28 protein-coding genes are annotated in these 25468 nt (G+C 67.1%); 7 read left to right on the top strand and 21 right to left on the bottom strand.

Features of this window, described 5'->3' with window-relative positions; translation table 11 throughout:
• Positions 1 to 16: 16 nt before the first annotated feature.
• Genes ABL838_RS08605 through ABL838_RS08595 form a run of 3 tightly spaced genes read right to left on the bottom strand, consistent with a single transcriptional unit; the run spans position 17 to position 4709 of the window.
• Positions 17 to 1009, bottom strand: a complete 993-nt coding sequence (locus tag ABL838_RS08605; protein WP_418125052.1) for a PDR/VanB family oxidoreductase — start codon at positions 1007 to 1009, stop codon at positions 17 to 19.
• Positions 1010 to 1024: 15 nt separating this feature from the next.
• On the bottom strand, positions 1025 to 2533 hold the full coding sequence (locus ABL838_RS08600) for an indolepyruvate oxidoreductase subunit beta family protein (RefSeq protein ID WP_418125051.1): 1509 nt from the start codon (positions 2531 to 2533) through the stop codon (positions 1025 to 1027).
• A 4-nt stretch (positions 2534 to 2537) separates the two neighbouring features.
• Complete coding sequence (locus tag ABL838_RS08595; RefSeq protein WP_418125050.1) at positions 2538 to 4709, bottom strand: thiamine pyrophosphate-dependent enzyme; 2172 nt, start codon at positions 4707 to 4709, stop codon at positions 2538 to 2540.
• Positions 4710 to 4853: 144 nt separating this feature from the next.
• Here ABL838_RS08595 and ABL838_RS08590 point away from each other — a divergent pair, with 144 nt between their 5' ends.
• Positions 4854 to 5330 carry a MarR family winged helix-turn-helix transcriptional regulator gene (locus ABL838_RS08590; RefSeq protein ID WP_126022757.1) on the top strand — a complete coding sequence of 159 codons (477 nt, stop codon included), beginning with the start codon at positions 4854 to 4856 and terminating at the stop codon, positions 5328 to 5330.
• A gap of 18 nt (positions 5331 to 5348) precedes the next feature.
• Here the strand turns inward: ABL838_RS08590 and ABL838_RS08585 are convergent, their stop codons facing one another.
• The 5 genes from ABL838_RS08585 to ABL838_RS08565 form a co-directional block, all read right to left on the bottom strand.
• A complete protein-coding gene (locus ABL838_RS08585; RefSeq protein ID WP_418125849.1) occupies positions 5349 to 6224 on the bottom strand; it encodes a quinone oxidoreductase family protein in 876 nt (291 codons plus the stop codon).
• A gap of 5 nt (positions 6225 to 6229) precedes the next feature.
• The gene (locus tag ABL838_RS08580) at positions 6230 to 7030 is read right to left on the bottom strand and encodes an alpha/beta fold hydrolase (RefSeq protein WP_418125049.1); all 801 of its coding nucleotides are present in this window, start codon (positions 7028 to 7030) and stop codon (positions 6230 to 6232) included.
• Complete coding sequence (locus ABL838_RS08575; protein ID WP_418125048.1) at positions 7027 to 8034, bottom strand: 3-hydroxybutyryl-CoA dehydrogenase; 1008 nt, start codon at positions 8032 to 8034, stop codon at positions 7027 to 7029. The genes ABL838_RS08580 and ABL838_RS08575 overlap by 4 nt, the downstream gene beginning before the upstream one ends.
• Complete coding sequence (locus tag ABL838_RS08570; RefSeq protein WP_126022752.1) at positions 8024 to 9097, bottom strand: NAD/NADP-dependent octopine/nopaline dehydrogenase family protein; 1074 nt, start codon at positions 9095 to 9097, stop codon at positions 8024 to 8026. The genes ABL838_RS08575 and ABL838_RS08570 overlap by 11 nt, the downstream gene beginning before the upstream one ends.
• Positions 9098 to 9352: 255 nt before the next feature.
• Positions 9353 to 9715 carry a winged helix-turn-helix transcriptional regulator gene (locus ABL838_RS08565; protein WP_184635643.1) on the bottom strand — a complete coding sequence of 121 codons (363 nt, stop codon included), beginning with the start codon at positions 9713 to 9715 and terminating at the stop codon, positions 9353 to 9355.
• A gap of 71 nt (positions 9716 to 9786) precedes the next feature.
• Here ABL838_RS08565 and ABL838_RS08560 point away from each other — a divergent pair, with 71 nt between their 5' ends.
• Positions 9787 to 10194, top strand: coding sequence for a YybH family protein (locus ABL838_RS08560; RefSeq protein WP_418125047.1), 408 nt, complete (start codon positions 9787 to 9789; stop codon positions 10192 to 10194).
• Positions 10195 to 10376: 182 nt separating this feature from the next.
• Here ABL838_RS08560 and ABL838_RS08555 read toward each other — a convergent pair whose 3' ends face one another.
• Together ABL838_RS08555 and orn are read right to left on the bottom strand one after the other, a co-directional pair.
• On the bottom strand, positions 10377 to 12230 hold the full coding sequence (locus ABL838_RS08555) for a DEAD/DEAH box helicase (RefSeq protein WP_418125046.1): 1854 nt from the start codon (positions 12228 to 12230) through the stop codon (positions 10377 to 10379).
• A gap of 255 nt (positions 12231 to 12485) precedes the next feature.
• The gene (orn, locus tag ABL838_RS08550) at positions 12486 to 13082 is read right to left on the bottom strand and encodes an oligoribonuclease (RefSeq protein ID WP_369659200.1); all 597 of its coding nucleotides are present in this window, start codon (positions 13080 to 13082) and stop codon (positions 12486 to 12488) included.
• Positions 13083 to 13141: 59 nt separating this feature from the next.
• On the opposite strand from orn, the gene ABL838_RS08545 reads away from it, so the two are divergent.
• From ABL838_RS08545 to rsgA, 3 genes are read left to right on the top strand one after another with little or no spacing between them, the layout of a single operon-like run.
• A complete protein-coding gene (locus ABL838_RS08545) occupies positions 13142 to 14404 on the top strand; it encodes a M48 family metallopeptidase (RefSeq protein WP_126022746.1) in 1263 nt (420 codons plus the stop codon).
• 33 nt (positions 14405 to 14437) lie between these two features.
• The gene (locus ABL838_RS08540) at positions 14438 to 14791 is read left to right on the top strand and encodes a 4a-hydroxytetrahydrobiopterin dehydratase (protein ID WP_418125045.1); all 354 of its coding nucleotides are present in this window, start codon (positions 14438 to 14440) and stop codon (positions 14789 to 14791) included.
• 12 nt (positions 14792 to 14803) lie between these two features.
• Positions 14804 to 15754: a ribosome small subunit-dependent GTPase A gene (gene rsgA / locus ABL838_RS08535; protein WP_126022744.1), complete on the top strand. Its 951-nt coding sequence runs from the start codon at positions 14804 to 14806 to the stop codon at positions 15752 to 15754.
• Between the two features lie 18 nt (positions 15755 to 15772).
• Here the strand turns inward: rsgA and ABL838_RS08530 are convergent, their stop codons facing one another.
• From ABL838_RS08530 to rpsP, 8 genes are all read right to left on the bottom strand, one after another.
• Positions 15773 to 16816, bottom strand: coding sequence for a hypothetical protein (locus tag ABL838_RS08530; RefSeq protein WP_260319194.1), 1044 nt, complete (start codon positions 16814 to 16816; stop codon positions 15773 to 15775).
• The gene (gene hisC, locus ABL838_RS08525) at positions 16813 to 17916 is read right to left on the bottom strand and encodes a histidinol-phosphate transaminase (protein ID WP_418125044.1); all 1104 of its coding nucleotides are present in this window, start codon (positions 17914 to 17916) and stop codon (positions 16813 to 16815) included. Before hisC ends, ABL838_RS08530 begins: the two co-directional genes overlap by 4 nt.
• A 14-nt stretch (positions 17917 to 17930) precedes the next feature.
• The gene (locus ABL838_RS08520) at positions 17931 to 18932 is read right to left on the bottom strand and encodes a CobD/CbiB family protein (protein ID WP_418125043.1); all 1002 of its coding nucleotides are present in this window, start codon (positions 18930 to 18932) and stop codon (positions 17931 to 17933) included.
• Between the two features lie 52 nt (positions 18933 to 18984).
• The gene (locus tag ABL838_RS08515) at positions 18985 to 19728 is read right to left on the bottom strand and encodes a CoA pyrophosphatase (RefSeq protein ID WP_418125042.1); all 744 of its coding nucleotides are present in this window, start codon (positions 19726 to 19728) and stop codon (positions 18985 to 18987) included.
• A 140-nt stretch (positions 19729 to 19868) separates the two neighbouring features.
• Positions 19869 to 20249 carry a 50S ribosomal protein L19 gene (gene rplS, locus ABL838_RS08510; RefSeq protein ID WP_026346370.1) on the bottom strand — a complete coding sequence of 127 codons (381 nt, stop codon included), beginning with the start codon at positions 20247 to 20249 and terminating at the stop codon, positions 19869 to 19871.
• Positions 20250 to 20348: 99 nt separating this feature from the next.
• Complete coding sequence (trmD, locus tag ABL838_RS08505; RefSeq protein WP_184635634.1) at positions 20349 to 21095, bottom strand: tRNA (guanosine(37)-N1)-methyltransferase TrmD; 747 nt, start codon at positions 21093 to 21095, stop codon at positions 20349 to 20351.
• A 17-nt stretch (positions 21096 to 21112) separates the two neighbouring features.
• Positions 21113 to 21667: a ribosome maturation factor RimM gene (rimM, locus tag ABL838_RS08500; RefSeq protein WP_418125041.1), complete on the bottom strand. Its 555-nt coding sequence runs from the start codon at positions 21665 to 21667 to the stop codon at positions 21113 to 21115.
• A gap of 15 nt (positions 21668 to 21682) precedes the next feature.
• The gene (rpsP, locus tag ABL838_RS08495) at positions 21683 to 21946 is read right to left on the bottom strand and encodes a 30S ribosomal protein S16 (protein WP_028259818.1); all 264 of its coding nucleotides are present in this window, start codon (positions 21944 to 21946) and stop codon (positions 21683 to 21685) included.
• Positions 21947 to 22124: 178 nt separating this feature from the next.
• Here rpsP and ABL838_RS08490 point away from each other — a divergent pair, with 178 nt between their 5' ends.
• Together ABL838_RS08490 and ABL838_RS08485 are read left to right on the top strand one after the other, a co-directional pair.
• Positions 22125 to 22649 (top strand): GNAT family N-acetyltransferase, encoded by a 525-nt coding sequence (locus ABL838_RS08490; RefSeq protein ID WP_126022735.1) that lies wholly within the window; start codon positions 22125 to 22127, stop codon positions 22647 to 22649.
• Positions 22646 to 23092, top strand: a complete 447-nt coding sequence (locus ABL838_RS08485; RefSeq protein WP_184635628.1) for a TM2 domain-containing protein — start codon at positions 22646 to 22648, stop codon at positions 23090 to 23092. The genes ABL838_RS08490 and ABL838_RS08485 overlap by 4 nt, the downstream gene beginning before the upstream one ends.
• A gap of 6 nt (positions 23093 to 23098) precedes the next feature.
• Here the strand turns inward: ABL838_RS08485 and ABL838_RS08480 are convergent, their stop codons facing one another.
• The 3 genes from ABL838_RS08480 to folK all read right to left on the bottom strand — a co-directional run bounded on the left by ABL838_RS08480 (position 23099) and on the right by folK (position 25354).
• Positions 23099 to 24109 carry an inorganic phosphate transporter gene (locus tag ABL838_RS08480; protein ID WP_126022732.1) on the bottom strand — a complete coding sequence of 337 codons (1011 nt, stop codon included), beginning with the start codon at positions 24107 to 24109 and terminating at the stop codon, positions 23099 to 23101.
• A 14-nt stretch (positions 24110 to 24123) separates the two neighbouring features.
• On the bottom strand, positions 24124 to 24768 hold the full coding sequence (locus tag ABL838_RS08475) for a DUF47 domain-containing protein (RefSeq protein ID WP_126022731.1): 645 nt from the start codon (positions 24766 to 24768) through the stop codon (positions 24124 to 24126).
• 127 nt (positions 24769 to 24895) lie between these two features.
• Positions 24896 to 25354 carry a 2-amino-4-hydroxy-6-hydroxymethyldihydropteridine diphosphokinase gene (folK, locus tag ABL838_RS08470; protein WP_126022933.1) on the bottom strand — a complete coding sequence of 153 codons (459 nt, stop codon included), beginning with the start codon at positions 25352 to 25354 and terminating at the stop codon, positions 24896 to 24898.
• Positions 25355 to 25468 lie beyond the last annotated feature (114 nt).

The following is a 25468-nucleotide window of genomic DNA, read 5'->3' as shown; positions in this document are numbered from 1 at the left end:
TTCATGTCTCCTTGCTTCAGATGTCGAGCACCAGACGCGCACCCTTAGCGCGCGAGATGCAGATCTGCATGACGGTGCCTTGCGCCTTCTCGCGGGCGGTGAGCACGTAGTCGCGATGGTCGATCTCGCCTTCCAGCACGGGCACTGCGCACACGCCGCATTCGCCGCGCTTGCAGTCGAACATGGGGTCGCAGCCGTGCTCGATGAGGCAGTCGAGGATGCTCTGGTCCGCCGGCACGGTGAAGCGCTGCCCGGACTGGGCCAGCTCCACCTCGAAGGGCTGGTCGCCCTCTTCCGCGACGGGCTCGGTGAAGAGCTCGAAGTGCACGCGGTCGTGCTCCCAGCCGCGCGCCTGCGTGCGTTCGAGCACCGCGTCGAGCATGACCTTGGGGCCGCAGACGTAGAGGCGGTCGCCGGCGGGCACGCTGTCGAGCAGCGTGTCGATGGCCAGCGGCGTGCCAACCTCGGCATCGGCGTGCACGTGCAGGTCGTCGCCCAGCAGCGCCTGCAGCTCGGGCAGGAAGGCCATCAGCTCGCGGCTGCGGCCGGCGTAGTGCATGCGCACCGCCGCGCCCTCGGCCCGGCGGCGCGCAGCCATGGTGGCCAGCGGCGTCACGCCGATGCCGCCCGCCACGAGCACCGTGCCGCCGGGGCCGGTGTGCAGCGGGAAGTCGTTCTTCGGCGGCTCGATGGCGATGGTGTCGCCTTCTTTCAGCCCTTCGTGCATGAAGCGCGAACCGCCGCGGCCTTCGGCTTCCTTGCGTACCGCGATCACGTATTCGGTCGGTGCGTTGGTGGCGTTGCGCGCCGTGTCGAAGTTGATGAGCGAGTAGTGGCGCCAGTCGGTCTTGCCATCGGCGAGCGACACCTGCACGCGGATATGGGCGCCGGCCGCGAAGCCGGGCAGTGCGCGGCCGTCGTCGGCGCGCAGGCGCAGCATGCGGATCAGCGGGTTCAGTTGCCGCGCTTCGGTGACGCGCAATGAGAGGGTGGCTGAGGGTGCGGTCATCTTCGGAGTCTCTTCTCAGGCCAATGCGTGCTGCACCAGTGCGGCCCGCAGCTTGTGGCCATGCTCGTCGGCCAATGCGGCGTCGCGCAATTCGCGCAGCGTGGCCGGCGCCAGTGCGTCGCCGGCGCGCTCGAAGGCACGCATGACGGTGTCGTAGTTGCGGATGCCGCGCGCGTGCGTGTCGCTGTAGCCCTTGACGAGGCGCTGGCACTGGGCCAGTTCGACGGCAAGCTCCGGATTGCGCTGCGCGGTGGCGGCGATGCGCTGCAGCCATTCTTCGATGCGGCGGTTCTCCTCGGCGTAGCGCATGGTGGAGAGGCGCCAGCGCTTGCAGGCAGCCACCATGCGCAGCATGAGATAGCCGCGCAGCGAACTGGTCTGGATGACGCGGCCGTGCTGAGTGAAGCGCTCGACGATCTTCTTCGGCAGCGTCGAGTTCATCAGCCAGCGGCCGATGCCGCCGGGCAGGGTCTCGCAGATCTCCTGCAGACGCGGGTGCATGTACTCGTTGATGGCGAGTACCTGTCCCGGTTGCACGCGCGCTTCGCCGCGCACGCGCTCGAAGCGGGTGGCGCGAGTCTTGAGAGCCGCGACGCGGGCGGTGTCTTCGTAGGACATCCACAGCGCGAGGTGGCGCGCAGTCTCGCGAAGCAGGCGACGATCGCCCGAGGGCAAGGCCGCGATGGAAGCCATGCGGTCGAGGTAGAGGCCGGCGTAGGCCGGGTCCTGGTAGTCGATGAGGCGGCGCACGCCTTCGAGCAGCAGGTCTTGCGCTTCGGCCGGGAAGCTGTTCTGCACGCGCTCGACCAGTGAGCGCACGGCGGGGTGGCGCGGCTGCGGTGCTGGGGCGGCGATAGGTGCTTCCTTCACCGGCTCGCCATCGTCACCGCCCTGTGCACGCTCGAACGCCGCACCGAAGGCCTTGAGGCTGGGCTTCACGCCCACGCCGCCGCGTTCGATGGTCGCTTCGAACTGCGCGCGGCTGAAGGGCAGCACGCCCGAGCCTGCCAGCGCACCGAAGAGCACCGCACTGATCACGCTGCCCGAAGCCTCGGCGGCCTGGGCCATGTCGAAGCGGATGAAGCGCTTGGCGGCGTTGGCCGTGTGCGCGAGGAGCTGGCCGCTGTCGACGCGGCCGTCGCCCATCGCGCTCTTCTCGGCGATGGAGAACACGCGGTGCGTGGAAGCGATCAGCGTGGTGCGTTCGCGCGTGACCAGGCCGCGCTGCACGGCACGGCCGGCTTCCATCAGCTCGGATGCGAGCACCACGTCGACGTCGCCCGGCAGCGGCATCAGCGCGAGCACCGGCGTGCCGCCGTCGCTCTCTGCTTGCGACGATGGGTACAGCTCGACGTAGTAGATGGTCGCGCCGGTGCGCTGGGCCACGCCGGGCACGGAGGTGGTCTGGGCGACGTAGCCATTGGCCTCGCCCATGTCGACGATCCAGTCCGCGAGCACGCCGCCACCCTCCCCGCCCATGGCGAGGATCGCGATCTTGATAGGCTGGGCCTTGGTGTTCGTCATCGCTTCAGAAGGCATAGGCTTCACGGCGGCGAGCCTCGCCGCGCTGCATCCAGCCGATGACGGCTGCGCGCATGCGCTCGCGCAGCTGGTCCCAGCGGCTGGGGTTGCTCACGATCTGCGCCTTGTAGAAGGAGGGGCACAGCACCGCGGCGTGCGAGACCTCGCCGCACACACCGCAGCCCACGCAGCTGTCGAGCACCGCCGCGACCGGGTCGGTGCGAAGCGGATCGGGGTTGGGCTTGATCGACAGCGACGGACAGCCCGACAGGCGGATGCAGGAGTGGTCCCCGGTGCAGGTGTCAGAATCGACGCCGAACTTCTCGCGCACCATGCGCTTGCCGTCGGCGATGGCCTTGCGCACCAGCGGCTTCTCGCGGCGCTGCTTGTTGAGCATGCATTCCGACTGGGCGATCAGGACCTTGGGGCCCTTCTCTTTGGTGGTCAGTGCCTCCTTGAGCGCGTCGCGCATGCCGGCGATGTCATAGGTGCGGCGCATCGTCTTCACCCACTTCACCCCCACGCCGCGCACGGCGCTCTCGATCTCGTGGCCGGTGCTGCGCGTCTTGTTGACGGCGTTCGACGAGAGGATGTCCTGCCCACCGGTGGCCGAGGTGTAGTTGTTGTCGACGACGATGGTGAGGTTGTCGCTCTTGTTGAAGACCGCGTTGGCGACGCCGCTGGTCAGGCCGTTATGCCAGAAGCCGCCGTCGCCCATCATCGAGATCGCGCGCTTGCCTGCAGGCGCATTGAGCGCAGCTGCGCCCGCGCCGCCCAGGCCATAGCCCATGGTGGTGTTGCCGATGTTGAAGGGCGGCAGGATGGAGAACAGGTGGCAGCCGATGTCGGCGCTCACATGGTGCGGGCCGAGTTCGCGCTCGACCAGCTTCATCGCGCTGAAGATGGGGCGCTCGGGGCAGCCGGTGCAGAAGCCCGGCGGACGGGCATGAACCACTTCGCTGAGCGGCGCGACGGCCCGCGCGGGCTCGGCAGCGACCTCGGTCAGCGGGATCACCTTGCGCACCGGCGCGGGCACCGGCAACGGCGCGAGGCGCTCGTAGCGCTCGCAGAAGCTGCGCGCGCCCTTGAGCAGCTCGGCGGCCGTGTATTCGCCGGCCACCGGCAGCATGTCCTTGCCGTGCAACACCGTGGAGGACCCGGCCTGGCGCAGGATGGTCGCGAGGTTCTGCTCGACGAAGTTGGGCTGCCCCTCTTCCACCACGAGCACCGCGCGCTTGCCTTCGCAGAAGCGGATCACCTCGCTCTCGATGACGGGGTAGGCCACGTTCATCACGTACAGCGGCACCCGTGTGTTGCCGTAGACGTCCGCAAGGCCCATGCGTTCGAGCGCGCGTACCAGCGTGTTGTAGCTGCCGCCCTGGACGATGATGCCGATGTCGTCGGCGTCTTCCGAGAAGAACTCGTTGAGCTTGCGCTCCTCGATGAAGCGCACGGCCGCGGGCCAGCGGTCCTTCACCTTCTCTTGTTCATGGACGAAGCTCGCAGGCGGCAGCACGATGCGGCCCACGTCGCGCTGCGGGTTCTCGAGCGCATCCTTCAGCGTGAACGTAGCGCGCTTGTTGTCGCCCGCGACGAAGTGGCCATGCACGTGGCAGGCTCGGATGCGCAGCTGCAGCATCACGGGCGTGTTGCTGGCCTCGGAGAGATCGAATCCCTGCTTCACCGCATCGACGATGCTGGGCAGGTTGGGGCGCGGATCGAGCAGCCAGATCTGCGACTTCATCGCGAAGGCGTGGCTGCGCTCCTGCATGATCGAGGAGCCTTCGCCGTAGTCCTCGCCCACGATGATGAGCGCGCCGCCGGTCACGCCGCCCGATGCCAGGTTGGCCAGCGCGTCGGAAGCCACGTTGGTACCCACGGTAGCCTTGAAGGTGACGGCACCGCGCAGCGGGTAGTTGACGGAGGCTGCGAGCGTGGCGGCCGCGGTGGCTTCGCTCGCACTGTTCTCGAAGCGGATGCCCTGCTCGGCGAGGATGTCCTGCGCATCGGCCAGCACGTCCATCAGATGCGAGATGGGCGCACCCTGGTAGCCGGCCACATAGGAAACTCCCGACTCCAGAAGGGCCTTGGTGACGGCCAGAATGCCCTCGCCCCTGAAGACTTCCCCACCAGAAAGCCGCAGTTTCTTGACTTCTTCAACGAACGAACGCTCTGCCATCGGGGTCCTTGTTGTCTGTCGTGGGACGATGCGACCAGGAGGTTGCACCGTGCTTTCTATAATGTTGACAAATGAATGTATCCACAATCATGAATTACCCTAGACATGCAAGCAGCGTGCCCGTGGCGACTGTGAGGTGCCTTCATGGCTGATCAACCCGTCGAATCGCATCGCTTCGTCGATGACTACCTTCCTGCGCTGCTGGCGCAGGCCAGCCAGCTGATCTCCTCGGAGTTCCACGAAGTGGCGCGCCAGCAGGGCTTCTCGGTGTCTGAGTGGCGCGTGATGGCCTCGCTCGCGGGCAGCGAGCCGATCAGCATCGGCCAGCTCGCGCAGGTGACCGTGACCAAGCAGCCGACAGTGACGCGGCTGCTGGACCGCATGGAAGCACGGGGACAGGTCGAGCGCCTGCCCCACGAGAGTGATCGCCGCATCACGCTGGTGCGCATCACGCGCAAGGGGCTCAAGGCGGTCGAACATCTGATGGAACTGGCGCGCGAGCACGAACGGCGCGTGCTCGAGCCCTTCGGGCTGCGGCGCGCGGAAGAGCTCAAACAGACGCTGCGGCAGATGATCGATCTGCACGTGCGCACGCCCGGCGACGAGCCGGAAGAAGACTGAGCCCCGGGGCTCCGCCGCTCAGAGGCGGGGCACGAGGACGGCGCGTCCGCGATGGCCGCGCTGCGCGATCCAGTCGAGTGCGGCAGCGGCATCCGCAAGCGCGAACGGCCGCACGTCGAGGCTCAGTCGGCCATCCGCGAGCCTGGCAAGCAACTCGGGCGCCGCTGCGCGGCCTTGAGCTTCGCGCCTGAACATGTTGAGGGGCAAGAGTGCCACGTCGCGCTGCAGAAAGTGCGCGATGTCGAGCGAGAGCACGGGCCCCGCGGTGTAGCCGACCAGAACGGCCCGCCCGCCAGGGCGCACTGCAGGCAGCGTTCGCGCGAGCACACTGCCACCGACTGTATCTATCAGCAGATCGGCGCTGGCCACTGCAGGCGGTTCCGCATCCGCAGCGACCGCGACGGCCGCACAACCGGCATCGCGCGCAAGCTGCATCACGAGCGAACCGACGGCGCCGCTCGCCCCGGTCACCAGGACCTGCTCGCCCGCCTTCAGCTTCGCGACTTCATGCAGCGCCACCCACGCCGACGTCGTCGGAGAGAAGAAGGCTGCGCCCAAAGTCATCGGCACGTCGTCGGGCAACGGGCCCAGCGCCTCGTCGGGCGCATCGATCTGCTCGCACCACGTGCCGTCGAAGAGCGTGCCCAGGCCGCTTCCTCGCAGCCAGACGCGCTGCTCCTGCTGGTAGCGACCGCTCGCGATGACGACGCCCGCAGCCTCCACGCCCGGCGTGTAGGGCAAGGGCGGATGCCTGAGGAAGCTGCCGCGCCACACGGTGCGGTCGATGTGCCCGACCGTCGCGGCCTCCATGCGCACGATGGTGCGCCCAGGCCGTGCCGTGGGCTCGGCGATCTCTTCCAGCACGGGCACGGCATCGAATCCATGGATACGCACAGCTTTCAAGGCTGCTTCTCCAGAAAATCGAGCACCGTGCGAGCAAAGGCATCGGGCATCTGGTCGGGCAGCGGCACCATGCCGCCTTCGATGTCGACGATGCGCGCCTGCGGCAGGTGGTGCTGCAGCTCAGCGGCATGCGGAGCGGCGAAAGGGTCGTGGGTCGCGCGCACGATCAGCACCGGCTGCGCGATGCGGCCGATTCGCTCTTCCATGCGGTACGACGCCACGGCACGGTGCCCTTCCTCGACACGCGCGACCTTCAATGCATCGAGCACGAAGGCTTCTAGCAGCTCGGGACGACCGGCCGGATAGAAGCCCTGGCGCTTCTGCCAGAGCGCGGCGAGGTGAGTGCCGTCTTCGCTCGGTGCGACTTCATCGATGGGCGGGCGCTGCGCACGCGCCTTGCGAAAAGTCTCGTCGGTGTACGGCGTGGATGACAGCACCAGGCTGCGAACCCGCTGTGGAAACGCCGCTGCAAGCTCGAGCGCGATGACGCCGCCGGTGTGATGCCCCACCACGTCGACCTTCTCGATGCCAAGCGCATCGAGCAGCTCGCAGGCCACGCGTGCCCATTGCTCGATGCTCGCCGGCACGCCGCCGTCGGCGGAGTCGCCGAAGCCGGCCGTATCCATCGCGATGGCCCTGCGGCGCGCGCCGATCAGCGGCAGCACCGGGCGGTATTCGGTCCAGCTGCGCGGCGACTGGTGCAGCAGCAGCACGGCCGGTGCCGTAGGGTCACCGCATGCCGCGTAGTGCACCTGCCCCACCGACAGGTCGGCGAATGCGCGGCGGATGCTGGTCATGACAGGGTCCGATCGGCAGGCGCACGCCACAGGCCCGCGTGCCGCAGCTCGCCGAGCGTGCGCGAGAGCACGTCGCGCCGGTAGGCCGCGACATCGCGGCCCGCGTAGTCGTAGAAGCCGCTGCCGCTCTTGAGACCGAGCCGGCCCTGCTCGACCATCTTCCCGACGATGGTCGGTGCGGTGTAGCGGCCCGCATCGAGCGAGGCCGACATCTCGCGGCTCGCGTAGTGCAGGATGTCGCAGCCGCCGAAGTCGATGAACTCCACCACGCCCAGTGCCGCGAAACGCAGGCCCAGGCCGTAGCGCGTGGCCTTGTCGATTTCTTCCGCGGTGGCGGCGCCCTCCTCGATCATCCGCGCGGCCTCGTTCATCACCAGTGCCTGCAGGCGGGGCACGATGTAGCCGGGCGACGCGCCGCAGACCACGGGCAGCTTGCCGATCTCTTCCATCAGCGCCTTCGTGCGAGCGAGCACCGTGGCGTCGGTGCCGGGGTGGCAGCTGAGCTCGACCACGGGAATCACGTAGGCCGGGTTGAGCCAGTGCATGTTGAGGAAGCGCCCCGGCAGCCGCACCAGTGAGGCGAGCTGCGTCACCAGGATGCTGCTGGTTGTCGAGGTGAGGATCGCGTCGTCGCGGCAATGGCGGTTGAGCTGATCGAAGGCTTCGCGCTTGGCTTCCATGGTTTCGGGCACGCCCTCGAACACGAGCTCGGCGGCGGCCAGTGCCCGCGGGGCGGCAGCGGCATCGACCAGATCGACGCGCGCGGCGATGTCGGAGATCTTCGACTCATCGATCACGCCGAGCTGCGCGAGCCCCGAGAGGCTGGCGTCGATCTCGGCCTTGGCTTCGTCGCGCAGCCGCGCCCATGCCTCGTCGGTGCGCTGGCGCAGGTCGATCAGCGAGATGCGGTGGCCGGCATACGCGAAAGCAATGGCGATGCCGCGCCCCATGCGGCCCGCGCCCACGGCCGCGAAGCGAGGCAGCGAGGCGGTTTCATTCACCATCGTGGAGCCTCTGCTTGAGCTGCGCGGTACTCAGGCCGGCGAAGCCCAGGCTCTCGAAGGTACGGGGGCCGCGCCGCAGGTCGCGCCCGAGGAAACCGCCGACGATGGCCAGCAGGCCGTGCGCGATGGGTGCATCCACGCCCGCATGGCGCGCGGCCGAGGCGAGGAAGGCGAGACCGAGCTCGGTGTCCTCGGTGATGTAGCGGTGCGTGTGCAGGTCGATGTTCTCGCGCCAGTCGCCCGACTTGACGAGCTGCTTGTGCGCGTCGCCGTACATCCACTGGTCATTGTTGTAGTGGTCGGCCAGCGGATAGTGCGGCGAGCCCTGCCCGAAGGCTTCGCGCACCGCGATGCGCTCCTGGTCGAGCCGGTCGGTCACGTCGCGCACGGCGCGCTGCGTGCCTTCGTTATGAATGTCCCAGCGCTCGAAGTGCTGCAGCGGCGCGGCGTTCATCACCATCAGCGGCGGGTGAATGACGGGACCCGCGTTCATCAGCGCGCCCGAGAGCGCGTCGCCGCAGCCATGCACCGCCGGATAGGCCCTGCGGATCACCTCGATGGCCTGCGCCTCCTTGCGGGCCGGATAGACGCCGGTCGGCAGGCGGATCGCGCGGATGGTGACGTTGACTTCGCGCTCGCCGTGCTTGCGCGCCAGGTAGGGCAAGGTGCCGGTTTCGGCCCAGGCCACGTCGGCGCGGCTGCCGGCATCCTTCACGGTGCGCGCCATCACGTAGCTGCCGAATGTGCCCGGCGGCAGGAAGACGACCTGGCCGTCGACCAGGTGCGGCGCCATCGCGAGCGCGATGTCGTGCTGGGCGATGGCAGGAGTCGGTATGACGATCAGCTCGGCGCCCTGCATGGCGGCGCCGATGTCGGCGGTGGCGAGCGCGATGGGCACCTCGCGCGAGCCGTCGGCGTCCTTCAGCGTGATCGCGCCGGCGCGCAGCAACGGCTGCAGCGCTTGGGCATCGCGGCGCCACAGGCGCACTTCATGACCGGTTTCAGACAGGTCCGCGGCAGCCGCGTAGGCGCCATGACCACCCCCAAGAATCGCAATTTTCATGTCGAAAGTCGAAAAGCAGGTGTCGAAGAACCGGCAGTCGAGCAACGACCCCGGGGAAGCGATGCGCCATTACATTACTTTTCATCGATTGAAGTGTCAATCAAATTCGACGGGCGTCCGCGTGCTCGGAAACCCGGAAGGTCCGAAGTAACGGTCCGCGATAAGGAAGCGGATGGTCGTGATTCGGCACGGAAGGCAGCGTGTAGGCTGAAGAGCCAAGCGGCACTTCTCGCCGATACGTCGAACAGTGGCACCTCAGGCGACAGGATGATCGAAGTGGCGTGACCACACTTCCAACTGGTTCAGGACAGGCACCAGCGCTTTGCCAAACGATGTCAAGCCATAGCCCACGCCCCTCGGAAATCCAGTGATCAGGAATCGCTCAAGCAATCCCCGCGCCTCCAATCCCTGCAATCGTTCTGACAACACCTTGGGCGAAACGCCGGGGAGCAGTGCCGCCAGTTCCCCATGCCGCCGCGCGCCATCCTGCAAATGCCACAGCAGCAGTGCGTTCCAGCGATGGCCAAGAAAACCAAGCCAATCCTCGACAGGACATTGGAGGCAGTGCCGAGGCGAGGGCACATCGAGGCGCTGTTCGCTAATGGGGAGGACTTTCATTCGTGCCTTTCCGTTTGGTGAGTACAGGGCGGACCATCCATCATCCCCATTTCAATGAAGGGAGTGACACCATGGCATTCGCCATCACATTACCGGAGCACATGAACGCGGCATTTGTGGAGGCGTTCAACAGCCGCAGCATCGAGAACCTGCTTCAACTCTATGAACCCGACGCGGTATTGCGTACGGATGGGGACAGCGTGGATCTAACCGGGCTTGCGTCCATCGAGAAAGCGCTGATGCAACTACTCCAGGTACCGGGCCGAATGACCTCGCGCAACCATTTCTGTATCGCTCACGGCGACTTGGCACTCCTGCGCGCTGACTGGAATGTGGTTGACAACGACGGCACCATAGTTGTTTCGGGCAGCTCTGCTGAGCTCGTGAGAAAACAGGTGGACGGCCGCTGGCTGTATGCCATCGATCACGCCGTGGGAGCGAGCCTCCCACCTGTGTCGCAGGCGAAGCAAGCGACATAGCGTCCCGCTGCTGCCGGAGCGAAGGCGACGGCGTACTGATGAGCCTGCTGTATCGGGCTGCGACGTAAACCAACGAAGTTTGGCGCTCCAGTCATCGTAAAACGAAAAAGCCCGCGCTCGTGAGAACGCGGGCTTTCGCAAGGATGAGAGGGCGCAGCCGTCAGGTGCGTTTCCCGGAAGGATCAGCGGGTGGGCTTGAACGCGCGCTTTTGCGCATCGCGGGGCACGAACACCTTGCCCGGGCCGCCATGGCCGGCGCCATTGCCGCGGGGCGCGAAACCGCCGTCGCCGCGGCCGCCGCCGTGACCGTGGCCGCCGCGCGGAGCGCTGTCGCCCCAGCCCGGCTTGCGGCCATAGCCGCCGCCGTTGCCGCCTTCGTCACGGCCGCCGCCGAAACCGGCGTTCTGGCCCTGGTAGCCGCCACGCGAGCCCGATGCACCGGGGCCGCGCGAGTTGCGGTCGTTGAAGCCGCTGGCGCCGGCATAGCCGCCGCCATTGCCGCCACGGTAGCCGCCGCCACCGCCGAACTTGCGGTCGCGCGAGTGACCGTCGCGGCCGCCACGGCCACCGAAATCAGGGCGCGACTGCGGCATGCGTTGCTGCGGTTCCATGCCGGGGATCACCTCGGCCTTGAACTGCTGGCGGCTGTAGTGCTCGATGTCCATGATCCGGCGGCGATCGCGGAATTCCGCGAAAGTGACGGCGATGCCGTCGCGGCCGGCACGGCCGGTGCGGCCGATGCGGTGGGTGTAGTCCTCGGCCTTCATCGGCAGGCCGAAGTTGAAGACGTGGGTGATGGTCGGCACGTCGATGCCGCGCGCAGCCACGTCGGTGGCCACCAGGATCTGCACCTGGCCGTTGCGCAGCGCCATCAGGCGGCGGTTGCGCAGGCCCTGGCTCAGGGCGCCGTGCAGCGCGACGGCGCTGAAGCCGTCCTGCTGCAGGTCGTTGGCGAGGCCGTCGCACTCGACCTGCGTGCTCGCGAACACGATGGCCTGGTTGATGCTGGTGTCGCGCAGCCAGTGGTCGAGCAGCTTGCGCTTGTGCTGGGCGTTGTCGGCCCAGAACAGCACCTGCTTGATGTTGGCGTGCTTTTCCTGCGGGCTGTCGATGGTCACGCGCTGCGGTTCGCGCATCACGCGGGCGGCCAGTTGCTGGATGCGCGGCGCGAAGGTGGCGCTGAACATCATGGTCTGCTGGCGCTCGATGGTGAGCTGGTTGATCTCGGCCAGATCGTCGGCAAAGCCCAGGTCGAGCATGCGGTCGGCTTCGTCGACCACCAGGAATTTGACCTGGTCGAGCTTGATCTGCATCGAGCGCTGCAGGTCGAGCAGGCGGCCCGGCGTGGCGACCACGAGGTCGGCGTTCTGCAGACGAGCGATCTGGAGCTGGTAAGGCATGCCGCCCACCACGTTCGCGATGCGCAGGCCGCGGCAGTGGCGCACCAGCTCGATGGCGTCGTGCGCGACCTGCTGCGCGAGTTCGCGCGTGGGGCACAGCACCAGGGCGCCGGGAGTGGCCGCCTTGAAGTTGCGGGCGTTGGTCGGGTCCTTACGCTTCGCCTTCTTGGGCGGAGCTTCGCCGCGGGCGGCGGCTTCGGCGGCCAGGCGCTGGAATTCGGCCCGGGCAGCGGCCTCGGCTTCAGCCTGGCGCTTGATGAGGGTGTGCAGCACGGGCAGCAGGAAGGCGGCGGTCTTGCCCGAACCGGTCTGGCTCGAAACCATCAGGTCGACGAAACGCGTCGAGGGGGCCGAGCCGTTCTGCTCGCCCATGGCGATGGGAACGACCTTTTCCTGCACGGCGGTGGGCTGGGTGAAGCCCATGTCCGCCACGGCGGCGATCAGCTCGGGCGCAAGGCCCAGCTTGATGAAGCCATTGGGAGCGCTGGGCTCTTCGGCGGCGGCCTCAGGGGCGGCGCCGTCCAGCGCATCGAGGATGGGCGCCTCGGACACGGTGTCCATGGCGGCGGTGAATTCGTTGTGGGTAGCGGATTGCACAGGCGCGAACTCGCCCTGCGCTTCAAAAGCGTCGGTCATGAATTTCAATCTCAAACGCGAGCGCCGCCGTGGACGGCGCCCCGTTGGGTGGTTAAAAACATCAACCATCCAACGACATTCAACTTCGGGCGGATGCCCAAGGCTGCGGCCCTTTTTGATCAGCAAATGCGATCGGGCGCGGTGTGCAAGATAGGGAGATGCGAGAAACGCTCACCGGGCTAAAAATGCCTGCCCGGCCAGCGAAGCCTGCGATTATGGCACGGATTCGGGTTTTTACCTAATCCTTGGCCTTGTTCAATCTGCCAGGCGCAGGAAGGTCTCTCGATAGTGCGCCAGTTCCTCGATGGACTCGTGCACATCCGCCAGCGCCGTGTGCGCCTGCTGCTTTTTGAAGCTGTTGTAGGCCGCCGGCTTCCAGCGCTTGGCCAGTTCCTTCAGCGTGCTCACGTCGAGATTGCGGTAGTGGAAATACGCCTCCAGCTTGGGCATGAACTTGACGAGGAAACGCCGGTCCTGCCCGATGGTGTTGCCGCACATGGGCGAACCGCTGCGCGGAATGTACTTGGCGATGAATTCCAGCAGCTGCTGTTCAGCCGCGGCTTCGTCGAGCGTGGACGCCTTGACCTTGTCGATCAGCCCGCTGCGGCCATGGGTGCCCTTGTTCCAGGCGTCCATGCCGTCGAGCACGGCGTCGCTCTGGTGAATGACCAGCACGGGGCCGTCGATGCGGGGTGTGAGATCGGGGCCGGTCACGACCACGGCGATTTCGAGCAGGCGCTCTTTCTCGGGGTCCAGACCGCTCATTTCGCAGTCCAGCCAGACCAGGTTCTGGTCGCTTTTCTTCAGGGTCGGGGCGGCTGCGGAGGGCGTCGGGTCAAGGGATTCAGGCATCGCAGGATTGTCGTCGAAGGGCTGCGGCCCCGGATAGCGAGGGCTAAACTCGCTGATCCATGTCCTATTCGCTCATCTTCACCATCGCCTTCGCGGCCGCGATCGTCGCGGGCCTGCTCGTGAAGTTCTGGCTGGCCACGCGGCAGGTCCGTCATGTGGCGCAGCACCGCGGCACCGTACCAGCCGCTTTCGCGCAGACCATCACCCTCGCCGCGCACCAGAAGGCGGCCGACTACACGATCGCCAAGGCGCGATTCGGCCTGGTCGAGATGGCATGGAGCGCGGCGCTGCTGCTCGGCTGGACCCTGCTCGGCGGACTTGACCTGCTCAACAAGCTCCTGCTGGGCTGGATCGGCGGCGGCATGGTGCAGCAACTGGTGCTGCTGGCAGCCTTCGCGGCCATCGGCGGGCTGCTCGAGCTGCCCTTCACGCTCTGGCAGACCTTCAGGCTCGAGGAGCGCTTCGGCTTCAACAAGATGACCTGGAAGCTCTGGCTGGCGGACACGCTCAAATCCACGCTCCTGGGCGCGGTGATCGGACTGCCCATCGCCGCCCTGATCCTCTGGCTCATGGGCGCGGCCGGCCAGCTGTGGTGGCTGTGGGCCTGGGGCGCCTGGATGGGCTTCAACCTGCTGCTGATGCTGATCTACCCGACCTTCATCGCGCCGTTGTTCAACAAGTTCCAGCCGCTGGACGACCCCACGCTCAAGGAACGCGTAACGGCCCTCATGAAGCGCTGCGGCTTCGCGGCCAAGGGCCTGTTCGTGATGGACGGCAGCACGCGCAGCGCCCATGCCAACGCCTACTTCACCGGCTTCGGCGCCAGCAAGCGCGTGGTGTTCTATGACACGCTGCTGCGCCAGTTGAATGCCGGCGAGGTCGAAGCAGTGCTCGCGCACGAGCTGGGGCACTTCAAGCACCGTCACATCGTCAAGCGGCTGATTGCGATGTTCGCGCTGAGCCTGGCTGGTTTCGCCCTGCTGGGCTGGGTGTCGACGCAGGTCTGGTTCTATGCCGGCCTGGGCGTGCAGCCCAACATGACGGCGCCCAACAGCGCGCTGGCGCTGCTGCTGTTCATGCTCGCCGTGCCGGTGTTCGGCTTCTTCGTGGCGCCGCTGCCCGCGCTGCTGTCGCGCAAGCACGAGTTCGAGGCCGACGCCTACGCGGTGGCCCAGACCAGCGGCGCCGACCTGTCGGCCGCCCTGCTCAAGCTCTACCAGGACAACGCTTCGACGCTCACGCCCGACCCGGTGTTCGTCAAGTTCTACTATTCGCATCCCCCGGCCTCCGAGCGCCTCGCGCGCATGGCAGCCCCGGCCTGACCCGGCCGCGCCCCTCACTCGAAGAAGCCCATCATGAGCAGCATGTTCAATCCCAAGGACTGGAAGAACCTCCCTCCGCGCAAGGCGCTGAGCGCCACCAAGATCGTCTCGGGCCTGGCGCGCCTCGACGGCTGGAGGCTCACGGGCGACGGCGCCGATGTCGCCATCGAGAAGACTTTCAGCTTCGCCAACTACTTCGAGACCATCGCCTTCGTGAACGCCCTCGCCTTCGTGGCGCACACGCAAGATCATCATCCCGACCTGTCGGTGCACTACAACCGCTGCGTGGTGCGCTTCAACACGCACGACGTGGGCGGTCTCTCGACCACCGACTTCGACTGCGCCCGCCAGGCCGACGCGCTGGTCGGCGCCGCGCCCGCCGCCTGATGGAAGGCGCTCTTGGCTAAGCCCGGCCGCGCCGCGCCCGCAGCCGCCGCTGCGAAGGCACTCCACGAAGGCCTCGTCGTCGCCAGCCACGGGCGCCACTGCCTCGTCGAAACACCCGCAGGCGAACGGCTGATCTGCCATCCGCGCGGCAAGAAGAGCCAGGCCGTGGTCGGCGACCGCGTCCACTGGCAGGCCAGCGAGGACGAAGGCACCATCGAGCAGGTGCTGCCGCGGCGCAATCTCTTCTACCGCCAGGACGAGATCCGCACCAAGTCATTCGCGGCCAATCTCGACCATGTGCTGATCCTGATCGCGGCCGAGCCGGAGTTTTCCGAACACCAGCTGGCCCGCGCGCTGATCGCCGCCGAGGCCGAGCGCATCGCGCCCATCATCGCGTTGAACAAGAGCGATCTGGTCGAGCCCTTCGAGCGCGCCTGGGCGAGGCTGGCGCCCTATCGACGCATGCACCACGGCGTGCTGCCGCTGTCGCTGAAGGCTTCGGCGGAGGCGGACCGCGCCTCGCTGATGAAGCTGCTCGCCGGCAAGTCCACCCTGGTACTGGGCCCGTCCGGCTCGGGCAAGAGCACGCTGACCAACCTGCTGGTGCCTGGCGCGGCCGTGCTGACGCAGGAAATCTCGCAGGCGCTCAACTCCGGCAAGCACACCACCACGAGCACCACCTGGTACTGGATCGACGAGGCCCGCACCACCGGCCTGATCGATTCGCCGGGCTTCCAGGAATTCGGCCTGAACCACATCGCGCCGATGCAGCTCGCCAGCCTCATGCCGGACATCGCCGAGCACGCAGGCGACTGCAAGTTCTACAACTGCACGCACCTGCACGAGCCGGGCTGCGGCGTGATCGCGAACGTGGAAACCGCCGACGTGCCGGGCGCCATCAGCGCGAGCCGCTACAGGATCTACGGCGAACTGTTCGAAGAACTCAGCCAGAAGCGCTACTGAGCGCAGCCGGCCGCAGGCTCAGCCGAGCCAGACCCGGTACGACTGCCAGGTCGGGTCGAAGACCAGTTCCATCGTCGCAGCCAGATCCATGTCGTCCTGCAGCGATTGAGCCTGCGTGATCGCGCTGTCCGGATCGGTCACCTGGAAGTGGATGGTGCGCACGCCCTCCTCCAGCACCACGTGAGTGCAGCAGCCGGCCTCGTGCACCTGCAGCCGCGCAGTCAGCCGGTCTTCATAGCCGCGAGCCTCTTCCAGCTCCTCGCCCGATTCGACCGGAACCGCCACGGACAGGCGATGGCACAGGTCGGCACGGCCCACCAGCGCAGTGGCGCTGTCGTTGCGCATCACGATCATCTCGATCTCGCGGCCGTCCTCGGCCGTGCGCGTCGCGCTCACGCCCGACCAGGCATGCTCGCCCGGCGCGAACACGCCGGTGTGGCCCAGTTCGTCCCGCCAGCAGGCGTCGAACAGGGGGACGAAATCGTCCAGCGGCACGCCCTTGAAACCAGCCTGCGCATCGGCCTCCACGTAATCGACCGCGCCCACCTTCACAGCGAAGTCGTACTCGCCCAGGATGTGGTCGAGCATGATGAGGCTCATGTGGCGTGCGTGGTCCTGCATGTCCATCGGGATCGGCTTGGCGAAGCCGATCTCCAGCGCCACCCGCCCGCGGTAGGGCTCATGCTTGACCAGCACCTCGGAGCTCGCCAGTTCGAAGTTGTTCATGCGCATGCCGAAGCCATCGCTCGCGCGCTGGCGGAAGGCTTCCACCTCCACACGCGGCAGCCTGGGGCTGGACTGCACCAGCATCATCAGGTCCTCGAAGTCGTCCACCGAGCCATGGGCGGTCAGCACGAGCTTGAAGACAGGCGGATCGCCGGCCACCTCGGCCGCCAGCCTCGGGAAATGGGGCTCCAGCAGCTGGTTCAGCCCCTCCATCAGCTCACGGGCAGGCAAGGCCCGCAGGCTTTCGAGCCGGGTGCTCACGGCCTCCCAGAAGGCGGCGCAAGCCTCGGCGCGCGGATCGGAGTCCTGGACCGGCATGGGTTGGGTATCTTTCATGGAGTCGAGTCGAGGATGTCCTGCAGCCGCTGCACGAGCACGCTGCATTGCTCCCGCGTACCGATGCTGATGCGCAGGTACTGCGCGATGCGCGGCTGCCTGAAGTGCCGCACCAGCACCGCGCGCTCGCGCAGCGAGGCGGCCAGTTCGGCCGCATCGCGCTTCGGGTGGCGCGCGAAGACGAAGTTGGTCTGCGAGGGCAGCACTTCGAAGCCCAGGTCCTCGAGCTGGAGGGTCAGGCCCTCGCGAGTGTCGACGATCTTGCCGCAGGCCTCGCGGAACCAGGCTTCGTCCTCGAGCGCGGCGATGGCGCCCGCCGAGGCCAGCCGGTCGAGCGGGTACGAATTGAAGCTGTCCTTGACGCGGACCAGGGCGTCGATCAGGTGCGCCTGCCCGCAGGCAAAGCCCACGCGCAAGCCGGCCAATGCGCGCGACTTCGAGAGGGTTTGGACCACGAGCAGGTTGGGGTACTTGCGGATCAGCGGCAGCGCGCTCTCGCCACCGAAGTCGACATACGCCTCGTCGACCAGTACCACGCGATCCGGGCAGGCTTCGAGCAATTGCTCGATGCGCGACAGCGGCAGTCCGATGCCCGTCGGCGCGTTCGGATTCGCGATGACGATGCCCGCGCATCCCCGGCGCGCACGAACCGCGAGTGCATCGATGTCGATGCCCAGGCCCTCGTCCACGGGCTGCTGCTCGCAGGCAATGCCGTAGAGCTGCGCATAGACCTTATAGAAGCTGTAGCTCACGTCCGGCATCAGCAGGGGGGCGGCCTGCTGGAAGAACGCGAAGAAGGCGTGCGCGAGCACCTCGTCGGAACCATTGCCGGCGAAGACCTCGCCGGGCTCCAGGCCATGCCGGCGGGCGACGGCCTCGCGCAGCGCGAGCGAGGTGGGATCCGGGTAGCGCTCCAGGCCGTCTTCGGCGGCGCGGCGGATGGCTTCCACCGCAACCGGCGACGGCGGATACGGGTTCTCGTTGGTGTTGAGCTTGACGAGGTTCGCGATGCGCGGCTGCTCGCCGGGCACATAGGGCTCGAGCGCGGCGATCCGGGGGCTCCATAAGGCCGGTACCGGCTGTTGCTGTTGCTGGGTCATGGCTTCGCTTTCGCTCAGCCGAGCAGGCGAGCCAGGGTCAGCAGGGCCAGCAGCACCATCCACATCACCACCGAGCGCCAGACAAGGCCCACGACGCTGCGCAGATGCCCTGGCTCGGGTTCGCGGCCCGGCGTGCTGCCGCTGTCGGTGCGGAGCCCATCGGCCAGCGATTCACCGGCCTGGGCGCGCGGCAGCGGGTCGGCAACCGGGATCGGCCGCAGCGAGCCTCCGCCCAGACGCACATTGACCGCTCCCGAGGTGGCCGCGAGGATCACCCCGTCGTTCTCGTTGGGAAAGCGTTGCGCGTCGTTGCGCCAGCAGTCGATCGCTTCCTCGAAGCTGCCGACCACCGCGAAGCCCAGCGCAGTGATGCGCGCGGGCAGCCAGTCGATGGCGTGCCAGGCGCGGTCTGCGGCCTCTTGCACCGAAACACTGGAAGGCTGGACCGCGGCGCCGTTCTTGTGTGCCCAGTAGCGCGAGACGAACTCGCTCATCCGGTAGAACACGGCGCCTGCGGGCCCGAGGCCGACGGCCGCGATGATCGAGAACCATGCGAGCACGCCGAACACGTGGCGGTGCGCGGCGATCACCGAATGCTCGATGACGTGGCGCACGATCTCGCTGCGCGGCAGATCTGCCGCGTCGACACCCTGCCAGTGCGCCAGCAGCGAGCGCGCCAGGGGCTCGTCGCCTTCGTCGAGCGCGTCGCGGATGTCGGTGAAATGGTGGCTGAACTGCCGGAAGCCCAGTGTGACGTAGAGCACCGCGATGCTCCAGAGCACCGCGAAAGGAAGGCCGAGCGTAAGTACCAGAAGCCAGTGCACGCCGAGTGCGCCAATCGTGGGCACGAATACAGCGAGCCCCCATGCGATCCATCCGTGATGCGGCTTGCCCGCGTCGAAGTTGCGGCTGGTCCAGCGCGTCCACGCAAGTACCGCGCCGTACACGGGGTTGTGCGGGCCCAGCGGCCGCACCTGCTCGATCAGCAGCGCGCACAGGATGGCAAAAAAGCTCATCCTTCGATGATAGCGAGAGCGCCTGAAGGTTCAGGTCGCATTCAGGCTGGGCTCAAGCCGCCAGAAAACGGTAGAGATTGCGCAGCATGCCGGCGGTCGCGCCCCACACGAAGCGCTCGTCCGGGCCGTCCTGGTAAGGCATGGAGTACCACTGGCGCCGTGTGCCGTCGGGTGCTGGCACGGTGTGGTGACGATGATTGGCCGGATCCATCAGCCAGGCGAGCGGCACCTCGAAGGCATCGGCAACCTCGTAGGGGTTGATGGTCAGCTCGAAATCGGGCTGCACCAGCGCGACAACCGGCGTCACGATAAAGGAGGTCACGGTCGTGTACGTCGGCAGGCTGCCGAGCACCTCGATGTATCGGGCCGAGAGGCCGACTTCCTCCCAGGCTTCGCGCAAGGCGGCGGCGGCGATGTTGGCGTCTTCCGGATCGACGCGGCCGCCGGGAAAGGCGACCTGGCCCGAGTGGGTCGACAGGTTCGAGGTTCGCTCGGTGAGCAGCACGGTCGCACCCTCCGGACGCTGCACGATCGGCACCAGCACTGCAGCCTGGGCCGGAACGCGATCGGTCATGCGCGGCTCGCGGCGCAACTCGGGCGTCCAGACGGGAGGGGTGGCGAAACGCGTGCGCAGCGCCTGTGCCGTCAGCTGCTCCGCAGCCACCGGCGGCAGTCCCTCGACCTCACCAGCCACGAAGGGCACCTTGCGCGGGTCGAATTGCATCAGCGTGGGCGGCGCCACGGCGTTGACGATTTCGGCGGAGGCGGCCTGCGGGTAAATGGATGAGTTGGTCAAGAGATGAAAGGTACCGGGGTCGGGGTTGAGTGAAACAGAACGGAAGTAGAGCGGAAAAACGGAAAGTTGTCGTTGAGCGGGGGCAACAACGCAAAAAGCCGCCAGAACGGCGGCTTTTCTTGCACGACAGGAAGGCTGCTTTACGCGGCCGTCGCAGCCGTCGACTTGCTCGGCAGCTTTTCCTTGATGCGTGCCGAACGGCCGCTGCGGTCGCGCAGGTAGTACAGCTTGGCGCGGCGCACATCGCCACGGCGCTTGACTTCGATGCCGGCGATCAGCGGGCTGTAGGTCTGGAAGGTACGCTCCACGCCTTCGCCGCTGGAGATCTTGCGAACGGTGAAGCCGCTGTTCAGGCCACGGTTGCGCTTGGCGATCACGACGCCTTCGTAGGCCTGCACGCGCTTGCGGGTGCCTTCGACGACGTTCACGCTGACGATGACCGTGTCACCGGGCATGAATTCGGGGATGGTCTTGCCGAGACGGGCGATTTCTTCCTGCTCGAGGGTCTGGATGAGGTTCATGATTTCCTGAAATTCGATCGTGCCGGGCTACACAAAAGGCGCCTTTGGCTTCCATGGGAAGACCGGGCGCGGCCGGACAGAGGATCGGGGAACCCGGGATTATAGCTTTTTTTTCAGCGCGGCCTCATCGGCCTTGCCAAGACGTCCCGCCGCACGGGCCGCGTCGATGAGCTCGGGGCGCCGCCCGGCCGTGATGGCAAGGCGCTGGTCGCGCCGCCAGCGCTCGATCTGCGCGTGATGGCCCGAGAGCAACGGCGCGGGCACGCCCTGCCCGTTCCATTGCTCGGGCCGCGTGTAATGCGGGCAGTCGAGGAGGCCGTCGAGTGCCGGATTGAAGCTGTCCTGCACATGGCTGGCCTCGTCCCCGAGCACGCCCGGCTGCAGCCGCGCCACCGCATCGAGCAGCGCCATGGCCGCGATCTCGCCACCGGAAAGCACGAAATCGCCAAGGCTGATCTGGTGGGTGACGCGCGCATCGATGAAACGCTGGTCGATGCCCTCGTAGCGGCCGCACACCAGCACGGCGCCCTCGCTTGCCGACCAGCGCTCGACCACCTCATGCCGCAGCACCTCGCCGATGGGAGAAAACAGGATGACCGGCGCTTCGGTTCCACGCGCGGCCAGCGCCGCGTCGAGGCAGTCGGACAGCGGCTCGGCCATCATGACCATGCCGGGACCACCGCCGAACGGCCGGTCGTCCACGCGCTTGTAGTTGCCCTGCGCGAAGTCGCGCGGATTCCACAGCACCACTTCGACCTGCTTCGACTCGTAGGCGCGGCGCGTCACGCCGCTGGCCATGAAGGGCGCGAAAAGTTCGGGAAAGAGCGTGAGAACGTCGAAGCGCATGCCGCGCGGGGCGCCGGTCAGTAGTCCGGCTGCCAGTCGACGGAGATGAGGCGCCCGGGCAAGTCGACCTTGTCGATGAAAGCCGAGACGAAGGGCACCATCCGCTCGATGGCCTTGCCGCCTTCTTCGGCGGCAAGCACCAGAGTGGTCTGCGGGCCGGTTGCGAGCAGCTCGCGCACCGTGCCGAGCGCCACTCCTTCGCGGTTGACCACGGACAGGCCGATCAGGTCGACCCAGTAGTACTCGTCGTCGCCGGCCGTCGGAAAGCTGGAGCGCGGCACGAACACGCGCGCGCCGCGCAGCGCCTCGGCGGCGTTGCGGTCGGGCACGTCCACGGACGTGGCGACGATGCAGTCGGAATGTTCCTTGGCTTCGCGGATCGCGAGCCGGAAGGCTGTGCTCGCCGAGGCTCCGGGAGCCTGCAGGAACCAGCGCTTCGATGAGAAGAGCGCCTCGGGCTGGGCGCTGTGGGGCAGGACCTTGAACCAGCCCTTGATGCCCCAGGCATCGGCGATGCGCCCTACTTCGATCGCATCCGCCGGCAATTCGGCGGCTTCGAGTGCGGGCAGCATCGCCGTGCGGGCGGCTTAGGCGGCCGCCTTGGGAGCTGCGGCTGCAGCTTGCTTGATCAGGCGCAGAACGGTCGGCGAAGCTTGTGCGCCGACGCTCTTCCAGTACGCCAGGCGGTCCTGGGCGATACGGATGCTTTCTTCGTTTTCCTTGGCGATCGGGTTGTAGAAGCCCAGACGCTCGATGAAACGGCCATCGCGGCGAACGCGCTTGTCCGACACGACGATGTTGAAGAACGGACGGCCTTTGGAGCCGCCGCGGGAGAGTCGAATGACGACCATGATTTATCCTTGGGTGGTCAGCAGGCCTCGTGGATTGGAAAAGGCCCGCTCACAATGTTCTTCCAGCGTCGAGACACGCGACTGGCCACCCGGCCAGCGACACGCTGAAAAGCCCGCGATTATAGCCCGACCCGCGTTTTTGTCCGAATTCCGGCCTCACGCCATCCGTTTCACCCGCATGCCCCTCGCCATCCGCCCCTGTACCGAAGCAGACATCGCGGCCGTCACGGCCATCTACGCCCACCACGTGCTGCACGGCACCGGCACCTTCGAGACAGAGCCTCCCTCCCCCAGCGACATGGCCGCCCGCCGCGCGGACGTGCTCTCCAGGAACCTGCCGTACCTGGTTGCCGAGGAAGACGGAAAAGTGTTGGGTTTTGCCTACTGCAACTGGTTCAAGCCACGCCCCGCATACCGTTTCTCTGCAGAAGACTCGATCTACGTGTCGGAGTCAGCACGCGGCAAGGGTCTGGGCGCCAAGCTGCTGGCGGCGCTGTCGCAGGCAGCCGAGGCAGCGGGCGTGCGCAAGCTGATCGCGGTGATCGGCGACTCGGCCAACGCGGGCTCCATCGGCGTGCATCGCAGCCAGGGCTTCTCGCACGTCGGCGTGCTGAAGGACTGTGGCTGGAAGTTCGGCGAATGGCGCGACGTCGTATTGATGGAAAAGGTGCTCGGCGAAGGCAGCACCACCAGACCCGAATGAAAAACAAGACCGTTGCCGCCTGGCTTTCCTTCCTCGGCGGCCCCCTGGGGCTGCACCGTTTCTACCTGCGCGGCATGGGCGACTGGCTCGGCTGGCTGCTGCCCATTCCCACCGCGCTGGGCGTCTACGGCATCGAGCGCGTGCGCATGTACGGCGTGGACGACGGATTGAGCTGGGCGCTGATCCCGCTGCTGGGCTTCACCATCGCCGGCTGCGCGCTGATGGCCATCGTCTACGGCCTCATGACACCCGAGAAGTGGAACGCCCGCTTCAACGCCAGCGCCCCGGCGGATGCCGAACCCGGCCGCACCAACTGGTTCACCATCGGCGCCGTCGTGCTGGCCCTCTTCTTCGGCAGCACGATCCTGATGGCCAGCATCGTCTTCAGCTTCCAGCGCTACTTCGAGCACCAGATCGAAGAGGGGCGGAAGATTTCGCAGTAGCCGCCGTCAGAACAGCTGCATGCTGATCCAGTAAGCAATAGCCGCCACGAACGCCGAAGCCGGGATCGTGAAGATCCAGGCCCAGACGATGTTCCCCGCCACGCCCCAGCGCACCGCGCTCGCGCGCTGCGTGGAGCCCACGCCGACGATGGCGCCAGTGATGGTGTGGGTGGTCGACACCGGAATGCCCAGCGCGGTGGCCAGGAACAGGGTCAGCGCGCCGCCGGTCTCGGCGCAGAAGCCTCCCACGGGCTTGAGCTTGGTGATCTTCTGGCCCATGGTCTTCACGATGCGCCAGCCGCCGAACATGGTGCCCAGCGCGATCGCGGCATAGCAGCTCACGATGACCCAGTTCGGAGGCGCCGATTCGCCGGCGGAAGCGTAGCCCGTGGCGATCAGAAGCATCCAGATGATGCCGATGGTCTTCTGCGCGTCGTTGCCGCCGTGGCCCAGGCTGTAGGCGCCGGCCGAGACCAGCTGCAGCCGGCGGAACCAGCGGTCGATGCGCGACGGAGTGGCGCGGCGGAAGCCCCAGGCCACCACGACCATCATCAGCGAGCCCAGCAGGAAGCCCAGCAACGGGGAGACAAAAATGAACGCCACCGTCTTCCAGATGCCGGAGGCGACGAGGCCGCTGGTGCCGGTCTTGGCGATCACGGCGCCCACGATGCCGCCGATCAGCGCATGCGACGAGCTGCTCGGAATGCCGTAGTACCAGGTCACGAGGTTCCAGCTGATGGCGCCGACGAGCGCGCCGAACACCACGTGCACGTCGACCACCCCGGGCTGGGCGATGCCCTTGCCCACCGTGGCGGCCACGCTCAGATGAAAGATGAAGATCGCGACCAGGTTGAAGAAGGCCGCGAAGACCACGGCCTGCCCCGGCCGGAGCACCCCGGTGGAGACCACCGTCGCAATCGAATTGGCGGCGTCGTGGAATCCGTTCATGAAGTCGAACAGGATCGCCAGAGCGACCAGCACCACAACCACCCAGAGGGCGACCTGAACCGTTGCCATCGGTCGCTGCCCGCTTACGAATTCTCGAGGACGATGCCCTCGATCACGTTGGCCACGTCCTCGCACTTGTCGGTGATCGTCTCCAGCAGCTCGTAGATCGCCTTGAGCTTGATCACCTCGCGCACGTCGGGCTCCTCGCGGAACAGCTTGCTCATGGCGCTGCGCATCACACGGTCGGCGTCGGACTCGAGGCGGTCGATCTCCTCGCAGGTCTTGAGGGTGGCCTCGGCCACGGCCGGGTCGGCGATGCGGCCGAGGAACTTCACGGCGTCCTTCAGGCGGTCGCAGCACTTCACGCTCAGTGAGGTGAGGCGCACGATTTCCTCGGTCATGTGGCGCACGTCGTACAGCGCCATGGTCTCGGCCGAGTCCTGGATCAGGTCGGCCACGTCGTCCATCGTGTTGATGAGCTTGTGGATCTGCTCGCGGTCGATGGGCGTGATGAAGGTCTTGTGGATCAGCCGGTTGACGTCGTGCGTCACGCGGTCGGCGGCGCGCTCGGCGTTGTCGACGTCGCGGTTGTACTGCTCGCGCAGGTGCACGTCGCTGTAGTTGGTCACCAGTTGCTCGAACGCCCGCGCCGCCTCGACGATGCGCTCGGCGTGCTGGTTGAACATCTCAAAAAAATTCCCCTCGCGGGGCAGCAGCTTGCCGAACATGGGTGGCGCTCTCCTGGGATCTCGGGACTTGCCTGCCACAAGCGTGTGACAGCGTGATGAAAAACCGTGCAAGTGTACCGGGAGGGCGGTACCGGGCCGGCCGGGCGGGCTCTCGCCCGGCCGCCGGTCAGCCGCGGATGCGCTCGATGACCTGGTCCGAAACCCGCGCCAGCGCCGCGCGCGGCACCTTGTCGGGGGCGATTTCGGCCAGCGGCTTGAGCACGAAGGCCCGCTCCCGCATGCGGGGATGGGGCAGGCTCAGCTTGGGCGTGTCCTTCACCGAATTGCCGTGCATCAGCAGGTCGAGGTCGAGCGTGCGCGGCGCGTTGGGAAAGGGCCGCTCGCGGCCGGCCTGCTCTTCGAGCAACTGCAGCTCCGAAAGGAATGCCTCGGCCGTCAGGCCGGTGCGCACCGCCACCACGGCATTGATGTAGTCGGGCCCCGAGGATTCGATGGGCGCGCTGCGGTACAGCGACGAGCGCGCCGTGACCACGGTGCGCTCGATGGTGCCGATGGCCTCCATGGCCGCCTTCACCGCCGCCTGGGCGTCGCCCAGGTTGGCGCCGATGGCGATGAAGGCCTGCACGGTCGGGTAGTCCTCCCTCGGACGGCGCGCAGATGGAGCGCCGCCTGAAGGCCGAGCCGGAGCGCGCTTCGCGGGGGGCGTGGCAGCGCGCTTGCCTGAGGGAGCGCGGGGCGC

Origin of the sequence: Variovorax sp. 160MFSha2.1 (assembly GCF_048305075.1) — a bacterium.
Lineage (GTDB): Bacteria > Pseudomonadota > Gammaproteobacteria > Burkholderiales > Burkholderiaceae_C > Variovorax > Variovorax guangxiensis.
This window is presented reverse-complemented; position numbering and strand designations above follow the sequence as displayed.